Annotated in this window: 17 protein-coding genes; 2 read left to right on the top strand and 15 right to left on the bottom strand. The window is 67.3% G+C overall.

The features are described from left to right. Positions 1 to 145: 145 nt before the first annotated feature. The gene (locus ACAM54_RS03885; protein WP_192325231.1) at positions 146 to 1132 is read right to left on the bottom strand and encodes a LysR substrate-binding domain-containing protein; all 987 of its coding nucleotides are present in this window, start codon (positions 1130 to 1132) and stop codon (positions 146 to 148) included. A gap of 61 nt (positions 1133 to 1193) precedes the next feature. Here ACAM54_RS03885 and ACAM54_RS03880 point away from each other — a divergent pair, with 61 nt between their 5' ends. Further along, on the top strand, positions 1194 to 2636 hold the full coding sequence (locus tag ACAM54_RS03880; RefSeq protein ID WP_145742116.1) for an amidase: 1443 nt from the start codon (positions 1194 to 1196) through the stop codon (positions 2634 to 2636). Positions 2637 to 2744: 108 nt separating this feature from the next. Here the strand turns inward: ACAM54_RS03880 and ACAM54_RS03875 are convergent, their stop codons facing one another. Both ACAM54_RS03875 and ACAM54_RS03870 read right to left on the bottom strand, forming a co-directional pair. After that, positions 2745 to 3683 (bottom strand): 2-hydroxyacid dehydrogenase, encoded by a 939-nt coding sequence (locus ACAM54_RS03875; protein ID WP_145742118.1) that lies wholly within the window; start codon positions 3681 to 3683, stop codon positions 2745 to 2747. Between the two features lie 35 nt (positions 3684 to 3718). After that, entirely contained in the window at positions 3719 to 5554 is a 1836-nt protein-coding gene (locus ACAM54_RS03870; RefSeq protein ID WP_209502752.1) for an ABC transporter ATP-binding protein/permease, read from the bottom strand. A 42-nt stretch (positions 5555 to 5596) separates the two neighbouring features. Between ACAM54_RS03870 and ACAM54_RS03865 the strand changes: the two genes are divergently transcribed. Continuing rightward, entirely contained in the window at positions 5597 to 6022 is a 426-nt protein-coding gene (locus ACAM54_RS03865) for an acyl-CoA thioesterase (RefSeq protein WP_145742120.1), read from the top strand. 6 nt (positions 6023 to 6028) lie between these two features. Here the strand turns inward: ACAM54_RS03865 and ACAM54_RS03860 are convergent, their stop codons facing one another. The 12 genes from ACAM54_RS03860 to ACAM54_RS03805 all read right to left on the bottom strand — a co-directional run bounded on the left by ACAM54_RS03860 (position 6029) and on the right by ACAM54_RS03805 (position 18682). Further along, positions 6029 to 7135 carry an ABC transporter substrate-binding protein gene (locus tag ACAM54_RS03860; protein WP_369650943.1) on the bottom strand — a complete coding sequence of 369 codons (1107 nt, stop codon included), beginning with the start codon at positions 7133 to 7135 and terminating at the stop codon, positions 6029 to 6031. Positions 7136 to 7330: 195 nt separating this feature from the next. Further along, on the bottom strand, positions 7331 to 8095 hold the full coding sequence (locus tag ACAM54_RS03855) for an enoyl-CoA hydratase (protein WP_124959754.1): 765 nt from the start codon (positions 8093 to 8095) through the stop codon (positions 7331 to 7333). Between the two features lie 41 nt (positions 8096 to 8136). Continuing rightward, entirely contained in the window at positions 8137 to 8730 is a 594-nt protein-coding gene (locus ACAM54_RS03850; protein ID WP_145742122.1) for a 2-hydroxychromene-2-carboxylate isomerase, read from the bottom strand. A gap of 256 nt (positions 8731 to 8986) precedes the next feature. Next, positions 8987 to 9736 carry an SDR family oxidoreductase gene (locus ACAM54_RS03845; RefSeq protein ID WP_369649902.1) on the bottom strand — a complete coding sequence of 250 codons (750 nt, stop codon included), beginning with the start codon at positions 9734 to 9736 and terminating at the stop codon, positions 8987 to 8989. Positions 9737 to 9742: 6 nt separating this feature from the next. Further along, positions 9743 to 10576, bottom strand: coding sequence for an acyl-CoA thioesterase II (locus tag ACAM54_RS03840; protein WP_145742126.1), 834 nt, complete (start codon positions 10574 to 10576; stop codon positions 9743 to 9745). A gap of 32 nt (positions 10577 to 10608) precedes the next feature. Then, positions 10609 to 11514: an alpha/beta fold hydrolase gene (locus tag ACAM54_RS03835; RefSeq protein ID WP_145742128.1), complete on the bottom strand. Its 906-nt coding sequence runs from the start codon at positions 11512 to 11514 to the stop codon at positions 10609 to 10611. Positions 11515 to 11533: 19 nt separating this feature from the next. Next, a complete protein-coding gene (locus tag ACAM54_RS03830; protein WP_369649901.1) occupies positions 11534 to 12736 on the bottom strand; it encodes an acetyl-CoA C-acyltransferase in 1203 nt (400 codons plus the stop codon). Beyond that, entirely contained in the window at positions 12733 to 13152 is a 420-nt protein-coding gene (locus ACAM54_RS03825; RefSeq protein WP_369649900.1) for an endonuclease domain-containing protein, read from the bottom strand. Before ACAM54_RS03825 ends, ACAM54_RS03830 begins: the two co-directional genes overlap by 4 nt. Before the next feature lie 63 nt (positions 13153 to 13215). After that, positions 13216 to 15615 (bottom strand): 3-hydroxyacyl-CoA dehydrogenase/enoyl-CoA hydratase family protein, encoded by a 2400-nt coding sequence (locus ACAM54_RS03820; RefSeq protein WP_369649899.1) that lies wholly within the window; start codon positions 15613 to 15615, stop codon positions 13216 to 13218. Between the two features lie 36 nt (positions 15616 to 15651). Next, complete coding sequence (locus ACAM54_RS03815; protein WP_209537064.1) at positions 15652 to 16086, bottom strand: DUF2147 domain-containing protein; 435 nt, start codon at positions 16084 to 16086, stop codon at positions 15652 to 15654. Positions 16087 to 16128: 42 nt separating this feature from the next. Continuing rightward, positions 16129 to 17925 (bottom strand): acyl-CoA dehydrogenase C-terminal domain-containing protein, encoded by a 1797-nt coding sequence (locus ACAM54_RS03810; RefSeq protein ID WP_369649898.1) that lies wholly within the window; start codon positions 17923 to 17925, stop codon positions 16129 to 16131. A 58-nt stretch (positions 17926 to 17983) separates the two neighbouring features. Further along, positions 17984 to 18682: a TetR/AcrR family transcriptional regulator gene (locus ACAM54_RS03805; RefSeq protein WP_145742137.1), complete on the bottom strand. Its 699-nt coding sequence runs from the start codon at positions 18680 to 18682 to the stop codon at positions 17984 to 17986. Positions 18683 to 18806: the final 124 nt, after the last annotated feature.

Here is an 18806-nt window from a genome sequence, read left to right as displayed (position 1 = left end):
TAAAGATTGCTGTGTGACAGCGGCAAAAAACTGCCGCGACTGTAGTGCCGCCCGGCCCGCGGCGCCAATGCCGTTTGCGGGGAGTGTTATGCGCTGCATTTATAGATTGTGCAGCGCACAAATTCCGCGCGTCAATCGATGGATGTCAGCGTCCGGGCTGGGCGCCAACCAGATACGACCATAGCGCATCGGCCGTGCGCTTGGGCTGCAGGCCCTCGGAGGCCGAAGCCTTCGCGGCGCGGCCTGTGCCGGTCTTCACCGGCGCGGGCGCGCCGGGCCGCTCGCGGTAGGCGCGGATCTCCATCGTCGCCTCCAGGCTGTCGATCTCGGGCGGCAGCGCGCTCACGAGCTTGCGCGCCTTGATCTCCTTGCGCACCGCGCTCTGCGGCAGAAAGGCGATGCCGTGGCCTTCGAGCGCCATGACTTTCAGTCCCTCGGCCATGTCGGTTTCATAGACCCGGTCGAGGTGGATGGCGGTGCCCGACTCCTTCAGCAGCTGGTCGACCACCCGCCCCAGGTAGGCGCCGGGCGCATAGCCCAGGTAGGGCAGCGGCTGGCCGGGCCGGCCGGGCAGCCGGAAGCGCGGCGCGCCGTCGGCATCGGCCTTGACCCAGGGCGCCACGGTTTCCTCGCCCAGACTGACCATCTCGTACTTGTTGGCGTCCAGCTGCAGCGGCTGGGACGGATGGTGGTAGGCGATCAGCAGGTCGCAGCTGCCCTCGACCAGGCGCAGCACGGCGTCATGCACGTTGAGCGCGATGAGCCGGCTCTTGATGGGGCCGAAGTGCTCGCGCAGGCTGGTCACCCACGAAGGAAAGAAGGTGAAGGCCAGCGTGTGCGGCACCGCGATCTCGATCACGTCCTGCCCGGCGGCCGAGTGGCCGCGCAGCATGGCGCGGGTGCTCTGCAGCGACTGCAGCATCTCGATGGCCTGGCTGTAGAGCGTCTGGCCCGCAGGCGTGAGGCGCGTGGGGTAGGAACTGCGGTCGACCAGGTCGGTGCCGGCCCAGCCTTCGAGCGCCTGGATGCGGCGCGAGAACGCGGGCTGGGTCACGTGCCTCAACTGGGCCGAGCGGCTGAAGCTGCGCGTTTCCGCCAAACTGATGAAGTCTTCGAGCCACTTTGTTTCCATACGCGGCGATTATGCGAGCGCCGCGCCATACTGGGCTCCCCCTCCTTTTCCCGCATTCGCCATGCCTTCAGCCGACCTGCTCGACCTCAGCGCCACCGAACTCTCGCGCCGCATCGCGGCCCGCAGCGTGTCTTGCCAAGAACTGATGCAAGCCTCGCTGGCGCGCATCGAGGCGCTCAACCCGCGCTTCAACGCCATCGTTTCGCTGCGCGAGCCCGAGGCCCTGCTGGCCGAAGCCCGCGAGCGCGATGCCGAGCTGGCGCGCGGCGAACGGCGTGGCTGGATGCATGGCTTTCCGCTGGCGGTGAAGGACCTGAGCCACGCGGCCGGCCTGCCGACCTCGATGGGCTCGCCGCTGTCGCCGCGCTCGCCGGCGCGCACCGACAGCCTGCACGTCGCGCGCATGCGCGCGGCCGGCGCCATCGTGATCGGCAAGACCAACACGCCCGAATTCGGCCTGGGCTCGCACACCTACAACCCGGTGTTCGGCATCACGCGCAACGCCTATGCGCCCGAGCGCAGCGCCGGCGGCAGCAGCGGCGGCGCGGCCGTGGCGCTGGCCCTGGGCATGCTGCCGGTGGCCGACGGCAGCGACATGATGGGTTCGCTGCGCAACCCGGCCGCGTTCAACAACGTGATCGGCATGCGGCCCTCGCGCGGCCGCGTGCCTGGCGATCCCGAGCAGGAGCTGTTCTTCCAGCAGCTGGGCACCGAAGGCCCGATGGCTCGGACGGTGGAAGACGCCGCGCGGCTGCTCGCGGTGCAGGCGGGCTTCGACACGCGCGTCCCGCTGTCGTCGCCGCAGGCGCTGCCCTCGCCCGACGCCATCGCGCTTGACGGCGATGGAAAAGGCCTGCGCATCGGCTGGCTCGGCAGCCTCTGGCCCGAGTTGCCGCTCGCGCCCGGCATCCGCGAACTCGGGGAGAAGGCGCTGGACACCTTCCGCGCCATCGGCTGCGAGGTCGAGCCCTGCACGCTCGACGTGCCGCGCGAGCACAACTGGAGCGCCTGGCTGCGGCTGCGTCAGCTGCTGGTGGGCGGCAAGCTCGGCGCCTACCTGAGCGACCCGAAGCTGTTCGCGCAGCTCAAGCCGGAAGCGCAGTGGGAAATCGAGCAGAGCCGGCATCTCGATGCGGCCTCGCTCTACCAGGCCTCGCTCTACCGCTCGAACGTGTACCGTGCATTCCTCAAGTTGTTCGAGCGCTTCGATTTCGTGCTGGCGCCGACCGCGCAGGTGTTTCCGTTCGACGCGGAACTGCACTGGCCGAAGGAAGTCGCTGGCGTGGCGAGCGACACGTATCACCGCTGGATGGAGATCGTCACGCCGTTCACGCTGGCCGGGTTGCCGACGCTGAACGTGCGCGCCGGCTTCGGCGAAGGCGGGCTGCCGATGGGGCTGCAGCTGGCCGGGCCGATCCATGCGGACCTCGAGGTGCTGCGGCTGGGGCATGCCTATGACCAGGCCTGCGGCTGGGGCTCTCGTCACCCCCCCGTATTGGCTTGACTCCCTCCCCCGCTGGGGGAAGGCTGGGGTGGGGGCACGCGGCGCATCCATCGAGCGCTCTGCCTGCCCCCATCCCAACCTTCCCCCAGAGGGGGAAGGAGCAAGGATTCAGATGGGGGTGAGGACGCCGCGCCCCGCGAAGTGCCCTTCGGCATTCGCAAGGAAATGGTCGACCGACTTCTGCGTGGCCTCGGGCGACCAGCCCGCCATGTGCGGCGTCAGCAGCACGTTGTCGAGGCCGACCAGCGGTTCGGGACGATTCGGCTCGCTCTCGTACACATCGAGGCCGGCCCCGGCAATGCGGTGCTCGCGCAGCGCCGACGCCAGCGCCTCGGTGTCGACCACGCTGCCGCGCCCGATGCTGACCAGGTAGCCCTGCGGCCCGAGCGCATCGAGCACCTCGGCATTCACGAGATGGCGCGTGGCAGGCCCGCCCGGCGCGGCCAGCACCAGGAAATCGGCCCAGGCGGCCAGCGACTTCAGGTCATCGAAGTAGCGGTGCGCTGCGCCTTCGCGCGGCTTGCGGTTGTGATAGCCGATCTCCATGTCGAAGGCAGCCGCGCGCTTCGCGATCTTCTGGCCGATGGTGCCGAGCCCCAGGATGCCGAGCTTCTTGCCCGACACGTTCGGCGGCTGCGGAATGGCTTCGCGCCACACGCCCTCGCGGCACAGCCGGTCGAGCTTGCGGAACTCGCGCACGATGCCGATCAAGAGACCGAAGGCATGGTCGGCCACGCAGTCGTCGTTGGTGCCTGCGCCATTGGCGGTGGCGATGCCGCGCGCACGCGTCACTTCGAGCGGCACGCCTTCGTAGCCCGCGCCCAGGCAGCAGATCAGCTCGAGCGCCGGCATGGCCGCGATCTCTTCGGGCGTGATGCCGATCACCCCGATGGTCAGCACCGCGCGGAATTTCTTGCCGTGCTCGGCAATCGCCGCGGCGCGCGCGGCGGGGTCGAAGGCATAGGTCATGTCGTAGACCTCGGCAATCTGGGCCTGGTGGGCGCTCGAAAGGCTGTTGAGCACCAGCAGGGGAATCTTGGTCGACACGTCTGAACTCCTCATCGATATCAAAAATGGTCGGGCTACATCAGCGGTGTGGCTTCGCTCTTCTGCAAGGCCCACATCTGCGCATAGCGGCCCTGCTTCGCAAGCAGCTCGGCATGCGTGCCGCGCTCGACGATCACGCCCGCTTCGAGCACCAGGATCTCGTGCGCGTCGACCACGGTCGACAGGCGGTGCGCGATCACCAGCGTGGTCTTGTCCTGCGCGGCGCTCCTGAGCTCCGACTGGATGGCGCGCTCGTTGGCCGAGTCGAGCGCCGAGGTGGCCTCGTCGAAGATCACGATCGGCGGGTTCTTGAGCAGCGTGCGCGCAATGGCCACGCGCTGCTTCTCTCCGCCCGACAGCTTGAGGCCGCGCTCGCCGACCGTGGTTTCATAGCCCTTGGGCGTGGCCGAGATGAAGTCGTGGATGCGCGCGGCGCGAGCTGCGCCTTCCACCTCTTCGCGCGTGGCGCCGGGGCGGCCGTAGGCGATGTTGTATTCGACCGTGTCGTTGAACAGCACCGTGTCCTGCGGCACGATGCCGATCGCGCGCCGCACGCTCGACTGCTGCACTTCGCGGATGTCCTGCCCGCCGATGGTGATGCGGCCCTGCTGCACGTCGTAGAAGCGGTAGAGCAGCCGCGCGAGCGTCGACTTGCCCGAGCCCGAGGGGCCCACCACGGCCACCGTCTTGCCGGCCGGGATCTCGAAGCTCACGTGCTTGAGGATGGGCCGGGCGGGTTCGTAGGCAAAGCTCACGTCCTCGAAGCGCACGGTGGAGTCGGCGCCCGCGAGCGGCGGCGCGCCGGGCGCGTCGCGCACCTCGCGCTCCTTTTCCAGCAGCACGAACATCTTGTCGAGGTCGGTCAGGCTCTGCTTGATCTCGCGGTAGATCACGCCCAGGAAGTTGAGCGGAATGTAGAGCTGGATCATGAAGGCGTTGACCATCACCAGGTCGCCCAGCGTCATGCGCCCTTCCACCACGCCCGAGGTCGCGCGCCACAGCATCAGCACCAGGCTGGTCGCGATGATCAGCTGCTGGCCGGTGTTGAGCATGCTCAGCGTGCGCTGGCTCTTGATGGCGGCCTTGCGGTAGCGGTCCAGGCTGGCGTCGTAGCGCCTGGCCTCGAACTCCTCGTTGTTGAAGTATTTGACGGTTTCGTAGTTCAAGAGCGAATCGACCGCGCGGCTCTGGGCCATGGAGTCGAGCTCGTTCATGGTCTTGCGGAACTGGGTGCGCCACTCGGTCACCGTGACCGTGAAGGTGATGTAGAGCACCAGCGCCGCGCCCGTGATCCAGACGAACAGCGAATCGAACTTCACGCCCAGGATGGTGAGCACCAGCGCCAGCTCGATGAGGGTCGGCACGATGCTGTAGAGCGACATCGAGATCAGCGAATGCACCCCGCGCGTACCGCGCTCGATGTCGCGCGTCATGCCGCCGGTCTGGCGCTCCAGGTGGAAGCGCAGGCTCAGCGAATGCAGGTGGCCGAAAACCTCCAGCGCGATCCGCCGCGCCGTGCCCTCGGTGGCCTTGGCGAAGATCAGCTCGCGCAGTTCGCCGAACAGCGCGGTCGAAAAGCGCAGCAGCCCGTAGGCCAGCAAAAGCCCGATGGGCACGATCAGCAGCGCCTGCGCCATGTCCGGCTTGGGCGTCATCGTGTCGATCAGGTTCTTGAGCAGCACCGGCACGCCCACGTTGGCCACCTTGGCGCCCACCATGAAGCCGAGCGCGGCGATCACCCGCCACTTGTACTGCCAGAGATAGGGGAAAAGGCGGCGCAGCGTCGCCCAGTCGGAGCGGTCGCTGCGCGCCGGCGCATGGCCGGCGGCGCTGTGGGGGGGAGGAGGTAGGGCTTCGCCGCTGCGGCGCATGAGGGACAATCGTGGTTGCTTCGTTTGTTCCAGATTGTGCCCATGTCCGATATTTCCAGCACCGCCGCTGCCGCAACCCTCAAGAGCCTGCCCGCCGACATGGAGCTGGTGCTCAAGGTCATCCCGATGCCGGCCGACGTCAATGCCAACGGCGACATCTTCGGCGGCTGGGTCATGGCGCAGTGCGACCTGGCCGGCTCGGTCATTCCGGCACGCTACGCCAGGGGGCGCATGGCCACCGTCGCGGTGAATGAATTCATCTTCAAGCAGCCGGTGCGGCTGGGCGACATCCTGTCCTTCTATTCGAAGCTGGTGCGCATCGGGCGCACCTCGATCACCGTCACGGTCGAGGTCTTCGCCGAGCGCTTCAAGGCGCAGGGCGAATACGTCAAGGTGACCCAAGCCACCTTCACCTACGTGGCCATCGACGACAACGGCCGGCCCCGGCCGATCGAGCAGCAACCCTGAGCGCGCTCACAGCGCCGGCTCGCGCACCCGCTCGAAGCGTTCGAACTCGCGGTTGACCCAGCGCCCGTCGAGCCTTTCGGTGCGGCGGATGTAGACGGCCTGCACGATGTCCCGCGTGTGGGCGTCGATCTCGATCGGGCCGCGCGGGCTCTCGAGCTGGAGGCCCCGGAAAGCGTCCACCAGCCGTTCGCCGCTCAAGCCGCTGCGCGCGGCCGGCGAACTCATCGCGGCATCGGCCGCCGCGAGCGCATCGTGCGCCGCCACAGCGAAATAGCCGGGCCGCAGGTGGCTGCCGTACTCGGCCTCGAAGACGCCGGTGAAGCGGCGGTTGGCCGCCGACTCGTGGGCAAACGAATAGTGGTGGCTGGTCACGAGGCCATCGGCCAGCTCGCCGATGCCTTCGAGGTAGTGGTCGTCGGTGGCGTCGCCGGTCGCGAGCAGGCGGATGCCGGTGTCGGCCATGCCGCGGTCGCGCCAGAACTTGAGGAAGGTCGCGGGCATCTGGCCCGAAGGCAGGAAGAAGAACACCGCCTGCGGCCTGAGCTCGCGCAGCCGCAGCATGTAGGCCGAATAGTCCAGCGTGTTGAGCGGCACGCGCAGCATCGCGCCGACGCGCCCGCCGCCGGCGGTGACGGCCGAGACGAAGGCGCTCTCGGCATCGACACCCGAGGCATAGTCGGCCACCACGGTGCAGACGTCGCGCAGCCCTTGCTGGATCGCCCAGCGCGCCAGCGGCATCGTGACCTGCGCGATGGTGAAGGACACCCGCACCGCGAACGGGCAACGCGCCGTGATGCCCGACGACGCCGCATTCATCACCAGCAGCGGCACCTTGGCCTGCGTGGCCACGGCACCCACGGCATAGGCGTTGGAGCTGAAGTCCAGCCCCGCGAGCAGGTCCACGCGTTCGCCCTCCACCAGGTCCTGCGCGTGGCGGCGCGCCTGCTCGGGCGCACTGCCGGGCACGTCGCGGCGCAGCAGCTCGACCGGACGCCCCGCAATGCGCTGGTCATGGGCGGCGAGCCAGACCGACATGCCGGCATCGAACTGGCGCCCGCCGGCGGCATAGGGGCCGGACCAGGAACCGATGACGCCGATGCGCAGCGGCCGCACGCGGGCCAAGGCCAGCGAAGGCGCGGCCAGGGTGCCTGCGAGCAGGCCTAAAGTACGCCTGCGCGTGGTGTCGATTGCTACTTTTTCAGTAGCATCATTCGTGCGCCGGGTGGACGTTGCCGGCGATCTTGTCTCGAAAACTTGCACGGCGACAGTGTACGCATGCACCGTTTGCGGGCAAGCGCGAAACGCGCCTCAAACCTTGGAGAAATCGGGCTTGCGCTTTTCCATGAACGCGCCAAAGGCTTCGCGTGCGGCGGGTTCGCGCAGCATGCGGCCGAAGCTCGCGCCTTCTTCGTCCATGCGTTCGAGCACGGCAGGCATCTGCGCCTTCTTCAGCAGGCGCTTGGTCTCGACCAGCGCGCTCAACGGCTTGGCCGCGAGCTTGCGGGCCTGCACCTGCGCGATGGCATTGGCTTCGGTGGGCGGCACGATGCGGTTGACCAGGCCCACTTCGAGCGCGGCCTCGGCCATGAAGGGCTCGCCCAGCAGCAGTGCCTCGGCCGCGCGGTGGTAACCCAGCATCTGCGGCACCAGCAGGCTCGACGCCGCCTCGGGGCACAGGCCCAGGTTCACGAAAGGCATCGAGAACGCTGCGTTGTCGCCCGCATAGACGAGGTCGCAATGGAACAGCATCGTGGTGCCGATGCCCACGGCCGGGCCGCACACGGCCGCGACGATGGGCTTCGGAAAGGCCGCGATGCCGCGCAGGAAGCGGAACACCGGCGAATCCTTGCCGGCGGGCGGCGCGTTCAGGAAGTCGCCGATGTCGTTGCCCGCGCTGAAGATGGTGGGGTCGCCCTGGATCAGCACGCAGCGCACGGCCGCATCGCCCTCGGCTGCAGCCAGTGCATCGGCGAGCTCGCCGTACATGCTGCTGGTGATGGAGTTCTTCTTGTCGACGCGGTTGAAGGTGAGAGTCATCACACCGGCTTCGGTGTGGACGAGGATGTCGCTCATGGAAATGGTCCTTGGATAAAACGGTTTTGATGGCGGCGCGATCAGGCGTCGAGGGCTTCGCGCACGAAATCCAGGCGGTCCTGGCCCCAGAACATCTGGTCGCCGACGAACATGGTGGGCGCGCCGAACACGCCGCGCGCCACCGCTTCCTGCGTGACGGCCTTCAGGCGGTCCTTCACGTCCTGCGTGCCGGCCAGCGCAAGCAAGGCGGCGGCGTCGAAGCCCGCATTCTGCAAGACGGCGGCCACGGTGGCCGGGTCGTTCATGTTCTTCGGCTCGACCCACATCGCATGGAAGACGGCATCGACATACGCGCCGAAGCGTGCCGGCTCCTTCATCTGGATGCCGGTGGCGCCGCGCATCAGCAGCAGCGTGTTGATGGGAAAGTGCGGGTTGTGCACGAAGGGCACGCCGTAGCGTTTGGCAAAGCGCTGCAGGTCGATGGTCATGTACGGCGCCTTGGGCACGACCTCGGCCGGCGACCGGTTGCCGGTGGCCTGGAACACGCCGCCCAGCAGCATGGGCTTCCACACCAGCTCGGCGCCGGTGTCGGCGCACACGTGCGGCAACTGCGTGGCGGCCAGGTAGGCGGCGGGGCTGCCGAAGTCGAAATAGAACTCGACTGTTTTTGTCATTGGGGTCTCCTTATGAGGTGCTCTTGTTCTTGGCGCTGTTGTTCAGGGCGCGTGCACAGGGCACGCTGCTAATGATCTTGCGATCAACGACCGCTCTGTCCAACGCTCCCGTCGATGGGGTGCCTTGCGCAGCGAAATAAAGGGGGAGGCCGCAGGCCGGAGGACATTCGCGGAGCAAGGTACCCCGTCGGCGGGAGCGCGCCCTGAACGAAGAACTTCAAACACAACACGACGAATCGAACAGCACGAAGTCATCTCAGAACTTCTCCGACCAAGGCCGCAGATCGAGCTCGTGCGTCCAGGCATCGCGCGGCTGCGAGTGCAGCATCCAGTAGCTGTCGGCGATGTGCTCGGGGTTCAGGATGCCGTCGCTTTCCTTCAGCGCATAGCGCTCGGGAAAATTGCTGCGGATGAACTCGGTGTCGATGGCGCCGTCGACCACCACGTGCGCCACGTGAATGCCCTGCGGCCCGAGCTCGCGTGCCATCGACTGGGCCAGCGCACGCAGCGCCATCTTCGCACCCGAAAACGCGCCGAAGTTGGCCGCGCCGCGCAGCGAGGCCGTGGCGCCCGTGAAGATGATCGTGCCGCGATGCCCGCTCTTCGTCATCTCGCGCGCCACCATGCGCCTGGCCACCTCGCGCCCGTTCAGAAAGCCCGAGAAGCAGGCCATCTCCCACACCTTGAAGTACTTGCGCGCGGTCTCGCTCAGGATGCTCTCGGGCACGTTCGCGCCGATGTTGAACACCATCACCTCGATCGGGCCGATCGTCGATTCGATCTGCTCGACGAGCGCCACCACTTCTTCTTCCTTGCGCGCATCGCAGCCGAAGGCGTGGGCACGGCCGCCCGCGGCCTCGATCTGCGCGACCAGCGGCTGCAGCTTGTCGAGGCTGCGGCGCGTGACGCAGGTGGCATAGCCTTCGCGTGCGAAGCGGCGGGCAATGGCACCGCCGGTGGCGTCGCCGGCGCCGACGATGAGTGCGGTCTTTTGCATGGAAGTCATCGATCGCTATTCTTTGTAGTAGACGATCTGGTTCGAGGTGGCGAGCAGCACGCCCTGCTCGCTCCACAGATGCGCCGCCTGGTCGAAGAAGCCGTTGAAGAACTGCTGCCCCGCCGCCCGGCACAGCAGGTAGCCCGTGCCGACCTCGGCCAGCTGCGCCGGACCGGCATGGAAATACGTGGTGATCGACACCGTGCCGGCCGGCACATGCTTGGCGCGGCGCAGCCAGACGCGCGGATAGAACACGTCGCTCATGGCGGCCAGCGAGGCAAAGTCGAGCGGCCGCGCCTGCGCGTCGCGCAGCCAGAGCCGGCTTTCGCTGTGATGCAGGCTCGCGTCCCACTTCGCGGGAATGCGGCCGCTGAACAGGCGCATCTCGTACTGGTCGAGCCAGGCCACGCCGGACGGACCGATGCTCAGGCGCTCGACCGTCTCGGGCCGGGGCGCCTCGGGCATCGGCAGGTCGCTCTGGCCCCAGGTGTCGCGGCGCGCGGCCGTCACCACGGTGGCAGTGGTGGTCATGTTCGGCGCGCCGCCTGCGCCGGGCTGCGTGATCTGCACGGTCCAGTGCTGGGTCGAGCGGTTGGTGCGCACCGCCGTGGCCTGCACGTCGAATGCGCCGGCCTCCAGCGCGGCCGCAAAGTTGACGGTCAGCGCGATCGGCGTGCCCAGCACATCCGGATGCTGCATCACCGACTGCAGCGCGATGGCCGCGGTGGCGCCGCCGAACGGGCCGACCATGTTCCAGTAGTCCGGACTCGTGGCGCCGGTGAAATGGCCCACGCGGATGTCGCTGTGCTGCAGGGCCATGGCCTTGTCGAAGGGGTGTTGCATGCTCATGATGATTTGCAGTGTGCCTCCGGTGGATGGCGTCACGCAGTCGTGTGCGGGACGCCGGCTTGCTGCACTGCGGTAAGCGCGGCCAGCCGGTGCAGCTTCTCGACCGTGCTCGGCCACAGGCTCTGGCTGAACTGTTCGCGGAAGAAGCCGAAGTGCCCGATGCGCCGCGCCTGCACGTCGGCCGGCGCAATGCGCTCCATGGCGCGCGGCGCGCCGGCATAGAAGCTCAGCAGGCTTTCGGTGCCGGCGAGCGTCATGAGCTCGTCGTCGGTGATCGACAGCGCGAGCACCGGGAAGCGCACGCGCCCGTAGCTCTGCAGCGCCAGATCGCCTTCGGCGCCCACGCTGTAGCGCGGGTGGAGGCACCAGCGCCGCCACTGCAGGATCACGCCGCGCGGCAGGTCGCCCACCTTCTTGAGCCGGCGGCCCGGAAAGTAGCCGCACAGCCGCGTGGCCAGCGGCACGAGCACGAACCAGAAGTAGAGGATGCTGCGCCTGAGCTTGGGCGCGTTCTCGCGCCAGTAGCCGCTGCCGGCCGCAATGCTGACGAGGCCGTCGACCTGTTCAGGCCGCCGCAGGAAACCCGGCAGCTGCGCGCCCAGGCTGTGGCCGAGGAGGTAGAGCGGCTGTTCGGGCAGCGCGGCCTTGGCGGCGTCGATCACCGCTTCGTAGTCGCGCGCCCAGTCGAACAGGTCGGCCTCGAAGCCGCGCAGCGAGGCGCCGTTGCGCGAATCGCCCGAGCCGCGGTAGTCGAAGGTCCAGACACGCAGGCCCTGCTGCGCGAGCCACTGCGCGAAGGGTTCGTAGAACGACTGGCGCACGCCCATCGCACCGCCGATGACGATGCTGGCACGAGCCTCACCCGCCGGCTCATAGCGGCGCACGGCGAGCTGCGTCTCGTCGTCCACCCGAAGTTTCTGGTGCTGGTGCGCTTGCATGCGGCAGGGGGTGGAACGCTCAGACGCGTTCGAAAATTCCCGCGGCGCCCTGCCCCATGCCCACGCACATCGTGACCATGCCGTACTTCAGGTTCTCGCGCCGCAGCGCATGCACCACCGTGGCCGCACGGATTGCGCCGGTCGCGCCGAGCGGATGGCCCAGGGCGATCGCGCCGCCCATCGGGTTGACCTTGCTCGGGTCGAGCCCCAGCGTGTCGATCACGGCGAGCGACTGCGCGGCGAAGGCTTCGTTGAGCTCGAACCAATCGATGTCCTCGTGCCTGAGCCCCGCATAGCGCAACGCGGCCGGAATGGCCTCGATCGGGCCGATGCCCATGATGTGCGGCGGCACGCCCTTGCTGGCAAAGCTCACGAAACGCGCGAGCGGCGTGAGGCCGTACTGCTTCACCGCCTTTTCGCTCGCGAGGATCAGCGCGCCCGCGCCGTCGGAGGTCTGCGAGCTGTTGCCGGCCGTGACCGTGCCGCGGGCGGCGAACACGGTGCGCAGCTTGGCCAGGCCTTCGAGGCTGGTGTCGGGACGCGCGCCTTCGTCGAGATTCACGGTGCGCGTCTTGGCAATCGATTCGCCGGTTTCCAGGTCCGGCGTGCGGTCGGTCACTTCGATGGGTGTGATCTCGTCGGCAAACTTGCCGGCCTTCTGCGCGGCCAGGGCCTTCTGGTGCGAGGCGAGCGCGAACGCGTCCTGCGCCTCGCGGCTCACCTTCCACTGCTGCGCGACCTTTTCGGCCGTAAGGCCCATGCCGTAGGCAATGCCCACGTCGCCCTCGCGCTCGAAGATCGAGGGCGACAGCGAGGGCGAGTTGCCCATCATCGGCACCATGCTCATGCTTTCGACGCCGGCCGCGATCATCACGTCGGCCTCGCCCACGCGGATGCGGTCCGCTGCCATCTGCACGGCCGACAGGCCCGAGGCGCAGAAGCGGTTCACGGTGATGCCGCCGATGCTGGTCGGCAGGCCCGCCAGCACCGCGCCGATGCGCGCCACGTTCAGGCCCTGCTGTGATTCGGGAATCGCGCAGCCACAGATGATGTCCTCGATGGCCTTGGGATCGAGGCCGGGCACGGCGGCGAGTGCGGCCTTGAGCGTGGTCGCGAGCAGGTCGTCGGGGCGGTAGTTGCGGAAGTAGCCGCGATGCGACTTGCCGATGGGGGTGCGGGTGGCGGAGACGATGTAGGCGTCTTGGACTTGTTTGCTGCTCATGAAGAAGCTCCTGGATTTTCTTGCTCCTTCCCCCTCCGGGGGAAGGCTGGGATGGGGGCCGGCGGCATCAACTCGGCAAGCCGATTGGCAATGGCCTGGCGAACCCCATCAAGATTGGTGAACGGATCGTTCGATGCAAAGCGCAGCACATCGAAACCCTGCGCGCGGAAGAATGCGTCACGTCGCGCGTCGTAGCCTTGCTGCACCTGATGCTGCGATCCGTCGAGTTCGACGATCAGCTTGGGTGCAAGGCACGCGAAATCCGCGACGTAGTTGCCCAGCGGATGCTGGCGCCTAAATTTCACACCCAGCTGCTCAGCGCGCAGTCCGCCCCAGAGCTTTCGCTCCGAATCGGTCATCTCGCGGCGAAGCACCTGCGCGTTTGCGCGTGCGTGGGGCGTGGACTGGTTTCGCATCGTGCTTGGTTGGAGGTCGCCCCCATCCCTGCCTTCCCCCGGAGGGGGAAGGAGAAATGCAGGTCAGTTGCGCACCGGCTTCCCCGTGCTCAGCATCCCCATGATCCGCTCCTGCGTCTTGGGATGCACGATGAGCGAGCAGAACGCCTTGCGTTCCAGTGCCATCAGGTATTCCTCGGTCACGAGCGAGCCCGCGTCCACGTCGCCGCCGGTCACCACGTGCGCGATCAGGCTCGCGATGTGGAAATCGTGCGCGCTGATGAAGCCGCCGTCGCGCATGTTCACGAGCTGGCCCTTGATCGTCGCGGCGCCGCTGCGGCCGGCCACTCGGAAGCTGCGGCGCAGTGGCGGGCGGTAGCCGGCATCGGCCATGGCCTTCGCCTGCTGCAGCGCCACGTAGAGCAGCTCGTCCTTGTTCGGCACGATCACGTCGCTGTCGAGCAGATAGCCCAGCTTCTTCGAATCGAGCGCGCCGGTGCCCACCTTGGCCATCGCGGCGGCCGTGAAGCCTTCGGTCAGGAACGGCAGCAGGTCGGTGCCCGTCGAGGCCGCGGCGTTCTCGGCCGCGCGGCGTGCGATGTAGGTCAGGCCCCCGGCGCCGGGGATCAGGCCCACGCCCACTTCGACGAGGCCGATGTAGCTCTCCATCGCGGCAACGCGCCTGGCCGAATGGATGGCCAGCTCGCAGCCGCCGCCCAGCGCCATGCCGCGCACGGCCGAGATCACCGGCACGCTCGCGTAGCGGATCTTGAGCATCACGTTCTGCAGCTCTTCTTCCGCGCCCTCCACCGCACCGATGCCCGCGACCACGAAGGCCGGCAGCATCGCCTGCAGGTCGGCGCCGACCGAGAACATCTCATCGGGCGACCAGATCACGAGGCCCTTGTATTCGGCTTCGGCCAGGTCGACTGCGGCGCCCAGCGCCTCGGCCACGTCGGGGCTGATCGCATGCATCTTCGAATGGATGCTCGCGATCAGCACTTCGCCGTCGAGCGTCCACACGCGCACATCGCCTTCGTCGCTGATGGTGGTGCCGGCCGTGTTGGCATCCGCCGCGTTCGCGCCGAGCACGCTTTCGGGGAACAGCTGGCGCCCGTGTACCGGCAGCTTGCGCTGCGGAATGAACTTGTTCTGCGATGCGCTCCACGAGCCTTCGGGCGTGTGCACGCCACCGGCCTCGGCCACCGGGCCTTCGAACACCCACTTGGGCAGCGGCACCGTGCTCAGCGCCTTGCCGGCGTCGATATCTTCCTGCACCCACTTGGCGACCTGCGCCCAGCCGGCTTCCTGCCAGAGCTCGAACGGGCCCTGCTTCATGCCGAAGCCCCAGCGCATCGCAAAGTCGATGTCGCGCGCGCTCTCGGCGATGTCGGCCAGGTGCACCGCGGCGTAGTGGAAGCCGTCGCGCAGGATGGCCCAGAGGAACTGCCCCTGCGGCCCTTCGCTCTCGCGCAAGAGCTTCAGGCGTTCGCCCGCGGGCTTCTTGAGCATGCGGCCATACACCTCGTCGGCCTTGGCGCCGGCGGGCACGTACTCGCCGCTCTGGAGGTCGAAGCGCAGGATGTCGCGGCCGACCTTCTTGAAGAAGCCGGCCTTGGTCTTCTGGCCCAGGTTGCCGAGTTCGAGCAGCTTGGCGAGCACCGGCGGCGTCGAGAAGTTGGCATAGAACGGATCGGTCTCGGCGTTGAGGTTGTCCTGCAGCGTCTTCACGACGTGCGCCATGGTGTCCAGGCCCACCACGTCGGCGGTGCGGAAGGTGCCCGAGCTCGCGCGGCCCAGCTTCTTGCCGGTGAGGTCGTCCACCACGTCGGGCGTCAGGCCGAACTTCTCGACTTCCTTCAGCGTGGCCAGCATGCCGGCGATGCCGACGCGGTTGGCAATGAAGTTGGGCGTGTCGTGCGCGCGCACCACGCCCTTGCCGAGCGTGCTGGTCACAAAAGCCTCGAGATCGTCGAGCACCTGCGGCTCGGTGGTGGGCGTGTTGATCAGCTCCACCAGGAACATGTAGCGCGGCGGGTTGAAGAAGTGAATGCCGCAGAAGCGCGGCTTCAGCGCTTCAGGCAGCGCCTCGCTGAGCTTGGTGATCGACAGGCCCGAAGTGTTGGAGGCCAGGATCGAATGCTTGGCGACATGCGGTGCGATCTTCCTGTACAGATCGAGCTTCCAATCCATGCGCTCGGCAATGGCTTCGATGACGAGGTCGCACTCGCCGAGCTTGGCGAGGTCGTCTTCGTAGTTGGCCTGCTCGATGAGCACCGCGTCGGCCACGTCGCCGAGCGGCGCGGGCTTGAGCTTCTTGAGGTTGTCGATGGCGCGCGAGACGATGCCGTTCTTCGGGCCTTCCTTTGCGGCCAGGTCGAAAAGCACCACGGGCACGCGCACGTTGACGAGGTGGGCCGCGATCTGCGCGCCCATCACGCCGGCGCCGAGCACGGCGACTTTCTTCACTTGGAATCGGGACATGTTGATTGGTATTTCTTGGATTGAAAACGCGGCGGTCTACTGGACACGGTTCCAGGTCTGGGTACGCCAGAAAGGGCCCAAGTAGCCACGCACCTCGAGCTTCTTGCCGCCTTCGATCGGCGTGAAGCTCGCGCGGTATTCCTTGCCGTTCTCGGGGTCGAGGATCTTTCCGCCTTCCCAGACGTCCTTGCCTTCGGCCTTCCTGCCGCCGCGGATGATGTCGAGCCCGGTGATGGGCTTGCCCTTGCGGTCGTCGCTGCATTCGTCGCAGATCGCATCGGGCTTGGCGTCCTTCTTGAGCGACTTCTCGATGCGGCCGATGAGCGCGCCGTTGGCCTCGCCGATGCGGATCTCGGCTTTGGCCTCGCCGGTCTTGTCGTCGACGTTGCGCCACAGCCCCACTGGCGTGGTCTGGGCCGCGGCCACGGCGGAAGTGGCGGCAAGGACGATGGCTGCAAGCGTCGATTTCATGAACGGCTCCCGGTCGGACGATGAGAAGAACGGACGAAGGCTTCAGGCCAGCGCAGCGTCGGTGTCCATCAGCACCTTGCTGCCGGCGCGCGCGGTGCGCATCAGCGTCGCGGTCTCGGGGAACAGCTTGGCGAAGTAGAAGCGCGCGGTCTGCAGCTTGGCGACGTAGAACGGGTCGGTGTTGCCGGCCGCGATCTCGCGCAGCGCGACCTGCGCCATGCGCGCGAACAGGTAGCCGAACACGAAGTGGCCGGCCACGCGCAGGTAGTCGACCGCGGCGGCGCCCACTTCGTCGGGGTTCTGGAAGCCCTTGAAGCCGATCTCGGTGGTGAACTTGGTGAGCTGGTCGCCCAGGCCCGCGATCGGGTTGATGAACTCGGCCATCTTCTCGTTCACGCCTTCTTCCTCCACCAGCTTCGCAACCAGCTTGCCGAACTTCTTGAGCGACGCGCCGTTGTTGCCCAGCACCTTGCGGCCCAGCAGGTCCAGCGACTGGATGGTGTTGGTGCCCTCGTAGATCATGTTGATGCGGTTGTCGCGCACGAACTGCTCCATGCCCCATTCCTTGATGAAGCCATGGCCGCCGAACACCTGCATGCAGGCGTTGGTCGCGATGTGGCCGTTGTCGGTGATGAAGGCCTTGACGATCGGCGTGAGCAGCGCCACCAGTTCGTCCGAATCCTTGCGCACCTTCTCGTCGGGATGGTTGTGCGCCTTGTCGAGCAGCAGCGTGCAGAAGATCTGCAGCGCGCGGCCGCCTTCGGCGTAGGCCTTGGCCGTGAGCAGCATCTTGCGCACGTCGGGGTGCACGATGATCGGATCGGCTTCCTTGTCCTTGGCCTTCACGCCCGAGAGCGAACGCATCTGGATGCGGTCCTTGGCGTAGGCCAGCGCATTCTGGTAGGCCACTTCGGTCAGGCCGAGCGACTGGTTGCCCACGCCCAGGCGCGCGGCGTTCATCATCACGAACATGGCCTGCAGGCCCTTGTTGGGCTCGCCCACCAGCGAACCGGTGGCGCCTTCGATCACGATCTGCGCGGTGGCATTGCCATGGATGCCCATCTTGTGCTCGAGGCCGGCGCAGAAGATCGGGTTGCGCTCGCCGAGCGAGCCGTCGGCCTTCACCTTGTACTTGGGCACCACGAACAGGCTGATGCCCTTGCTGCCCTTGGGCGCATCGGGCAGGCGGGCCAGCACCAGGTGGATGATGTTGTCGGCCATGTCGTGCTCGCCGGCCGAGATGAAGATCTTGCTGCCGGTGATACGGTACGTGCCATCGGCCTGCGGCTCGGCCTTGGTGCGCAGCAGGCCCAGGTCGGTGCCGCAGTGCGGCTCGGTCAGGCACATGGTGCCGGTCCATTCGCCGCTCGTGAGCTTGGGCAGGTAGGTCTTCTTCTGTTCTTCGGTTCCGTGGGCCACCAGCGCTTCGTACGCGCCGTGCGAGAGGCCGGGGTACATGGTCCAGGCCTGGTTGGCGCTGTTGAGCATTTCGAACAGGCACTGGTTCACCACGAAGGGCAGGCCCTGGCCGCCGAAGGCTGGGTCGCACGACAGCGCGGGCCAGCCGCCTTCGACGTACCTGGCATAGGCGTCCTTGAAGCCCTTGGGCGTCTTGACTTCATGCGTGGCCTTGTCGAGCGTGCAGCCCTCTTCGTCGCCGCTGATGTTGAGCGGGAAGGTCACCTCGGCGGCAAACTTGCCGGCCTCCTCGATCACCGCGTTGATGGTGTCGGCATCGGTCTCGGCATGGGCCGGAAGCGCCTTGAGTTCGTCGGCGACGTTGAGCACTTCGTGCAGCACGAACTGCATGTCGCGCAAGGGTGGGTTGTAGCTGGGCATCCGGGACTCTCCTGGTCGAAAACTGAAAGGGAAAAAGAAAAAAGGGAAACGGGGCCGCTCAGCGCACCGGCTTGAGCCGGCGGGAGGCGGCGGGCTTGGCCGCTGCCGCGGCTTCGGCGGGCGGCGCATCGGGCGTGGCACTGCGCGCCAGGATGTTGTCGAAGCCGACGTTGGCGCGGCCGATGGAACCCGGTACCTGCAGGAAGCGCGCTTCGTAGTGCAGCGCGAGGATCAGGCCGTGGATCTCGAAGGCCAGCTGCCGCTCATCGGCATCGGCGCGCAGATGGCCTTCGCTCTTGGCCTGCACGATCGCGCGCAGCACGGCCGCCTGCCAGATGCTGACCGACTCCACCAGCGCATCGCGCACCGGGCCGGGACGGTCGTCGAATTCGGAGGCGCCGCTGATGTAGATGCAGCCCGAGTCGATCTCGGCCGAGGTGCGCTTCATCCAGTTGGCGAACATGGCGCGCAGGCGCGGCAGGCCGCGCGGCGCCTCGAGGGCGGGAAAGAACACTTCCTGTTCGAAACGTGCGTGATACTCGCGCACCACGGAAATCTGCAGTTCCTCGCGCGAGCCGAAGTGGGCGAACACGCCCGACTTGCTCATCTTGGTGAGCTCGGCCACGGCACCGATCGACAGGCCCTCGAGCCCGATCTGCGCCGCCAGCGCCAGCGCGGCGTCGACGATCACGGCCTTGGTCTGCTGGCCCTTCTGGGCGGCGCGGGCCGGCTTGGCGGGAACGGCATTGACAGACATCGTGAAAGCTCCGGAATAAAACGAACGGTCGTTCTATTTTGCAGGGGCTTTGCACTTTTGGCTGGCAATGACCTTCTACGGTTGAAGGTTAATGGGTGCGCAGCGGGGCCGCCAAGCCCCGCCC

The sequence above is a fragment of the Variovorax sp. V93 genome (assembly GCF_041154485.1).
Taxonomy (GTDB): domain Bacteria; phylum Pseudomonadota; class Gammaproteobacteria; order Burkholderiales; family Burkholderiaceae_C; genus Variovorax; species Variovorax beijingensis_A.
Note: the sequence above shows the minus strand (reverse complement) of the source record. Positions and strands in the feature narration are given on the sequence as shown.

Coding starts and splice junctions, on each gene's coding strand:
- ACAM54_RS03835 (WP_145742128.1), bottom strand. CDS start 11,514: ATGCAAGCGCACCAGCACCAGAAACTTCGGGTGGACGACGAGACGCAG.
- ACAM54_RS03820 (WP_369649899.1), bottom strand. CDS start 15,615: ATGTCCCGATTCCAAGTGAAGAAAGTCGCCGTGCTCGGCGCCGGCGTG.
- ACAM54_RS03830 (WP_369649901.1), bottom strand. CDS start 12,736: ATGAGCAGCAAACAAGTCCAAGACGCCTACATCGTCTCCGCCACCCGC.
- ACAM54_RS03840 (WP_145742126.1), bottom strand. CDS start 10,576: ATGAGCATGCAACACCCCTTCGACAAGGCCATGGCCCTGCAGCACAGC.
- ACAM54_RS03885 (WP_192325231.1), bottom strand. CDS start 1,132: ATGGAAACAAAGTGGCTCGAAGACTTCATCAGTTTGGCGGAAACGCGC.
- ACAM54_RS03870 (WP_209502752.1), bottom strand. CDS start 5,554: ATGCGCCGCAGCGGCGAAGCCCTACCTCCTCCCCCCCACAGCGCCGCC.
- ACAM54_RS03815 (WP_209537064.1), bottom strand. CDS start 16,086: ATGAAATCGACGCTTGCAGCCATCGTCCTTGCCGCCACTTCCGCCGTG.
- ACAM54_RS03850 (WP_145742122.1), bottom strand. CDS start 8,730: ATGACAAAAACAGTCGAGTTCTATTTCGACTTCGGCAGCCCCGCCGCC.
- ACAM54_RS03865 (WP_145742120.1), top strand. CDS start 5,597: ATGTCCGATATTTCCAGCACCGCCGCTGCCGCAACCCTCAAGAGCCTG.
- ACAM54_RS03825 (WP_369649900.1), bottom strand. CDS start 13,152: ATGCGAAACCAGTCCACGCCCCACGCACGCGCAAACGCGCAGGTGCTT.
- ACAM54_RS03810 (WP_369649898.1), bottom strand. CDS start 17,925: ATGCCCAGCTACAACCCACCCTTGCGCGACATGCAGTTCGTGCTGCAC.
- ACAM54_RS03805 (WP_145742137.1), bottom strand. CDS start 18,682: ATGTCTGTCAATGCCGTTCCCGCCAAGCCGGCCCGCGCCGCCCAGAAG.
- ACAM54_RS03855 (WP_124959754.1), bottom strand. CDS start 8,095: ATGAGCGACATCCTCGTCCACACCGAAGCCGGTGTGATGACTCTCACC.
- ACAM54_RS03880 (WP_145742116.1), top strand. CDS start 1,194: ATGCCTTCAGCCGACCTGCTCGACCTCAGCGCCACCGAACTCTCGCGC.
- ACAM54_RS03845 (WP_369649902.1), bottom strand. CDS start 9,736: ATGACTTCCATGCAAAAGACCGCACTCATCGTCGGCGCCGGCGACGCC.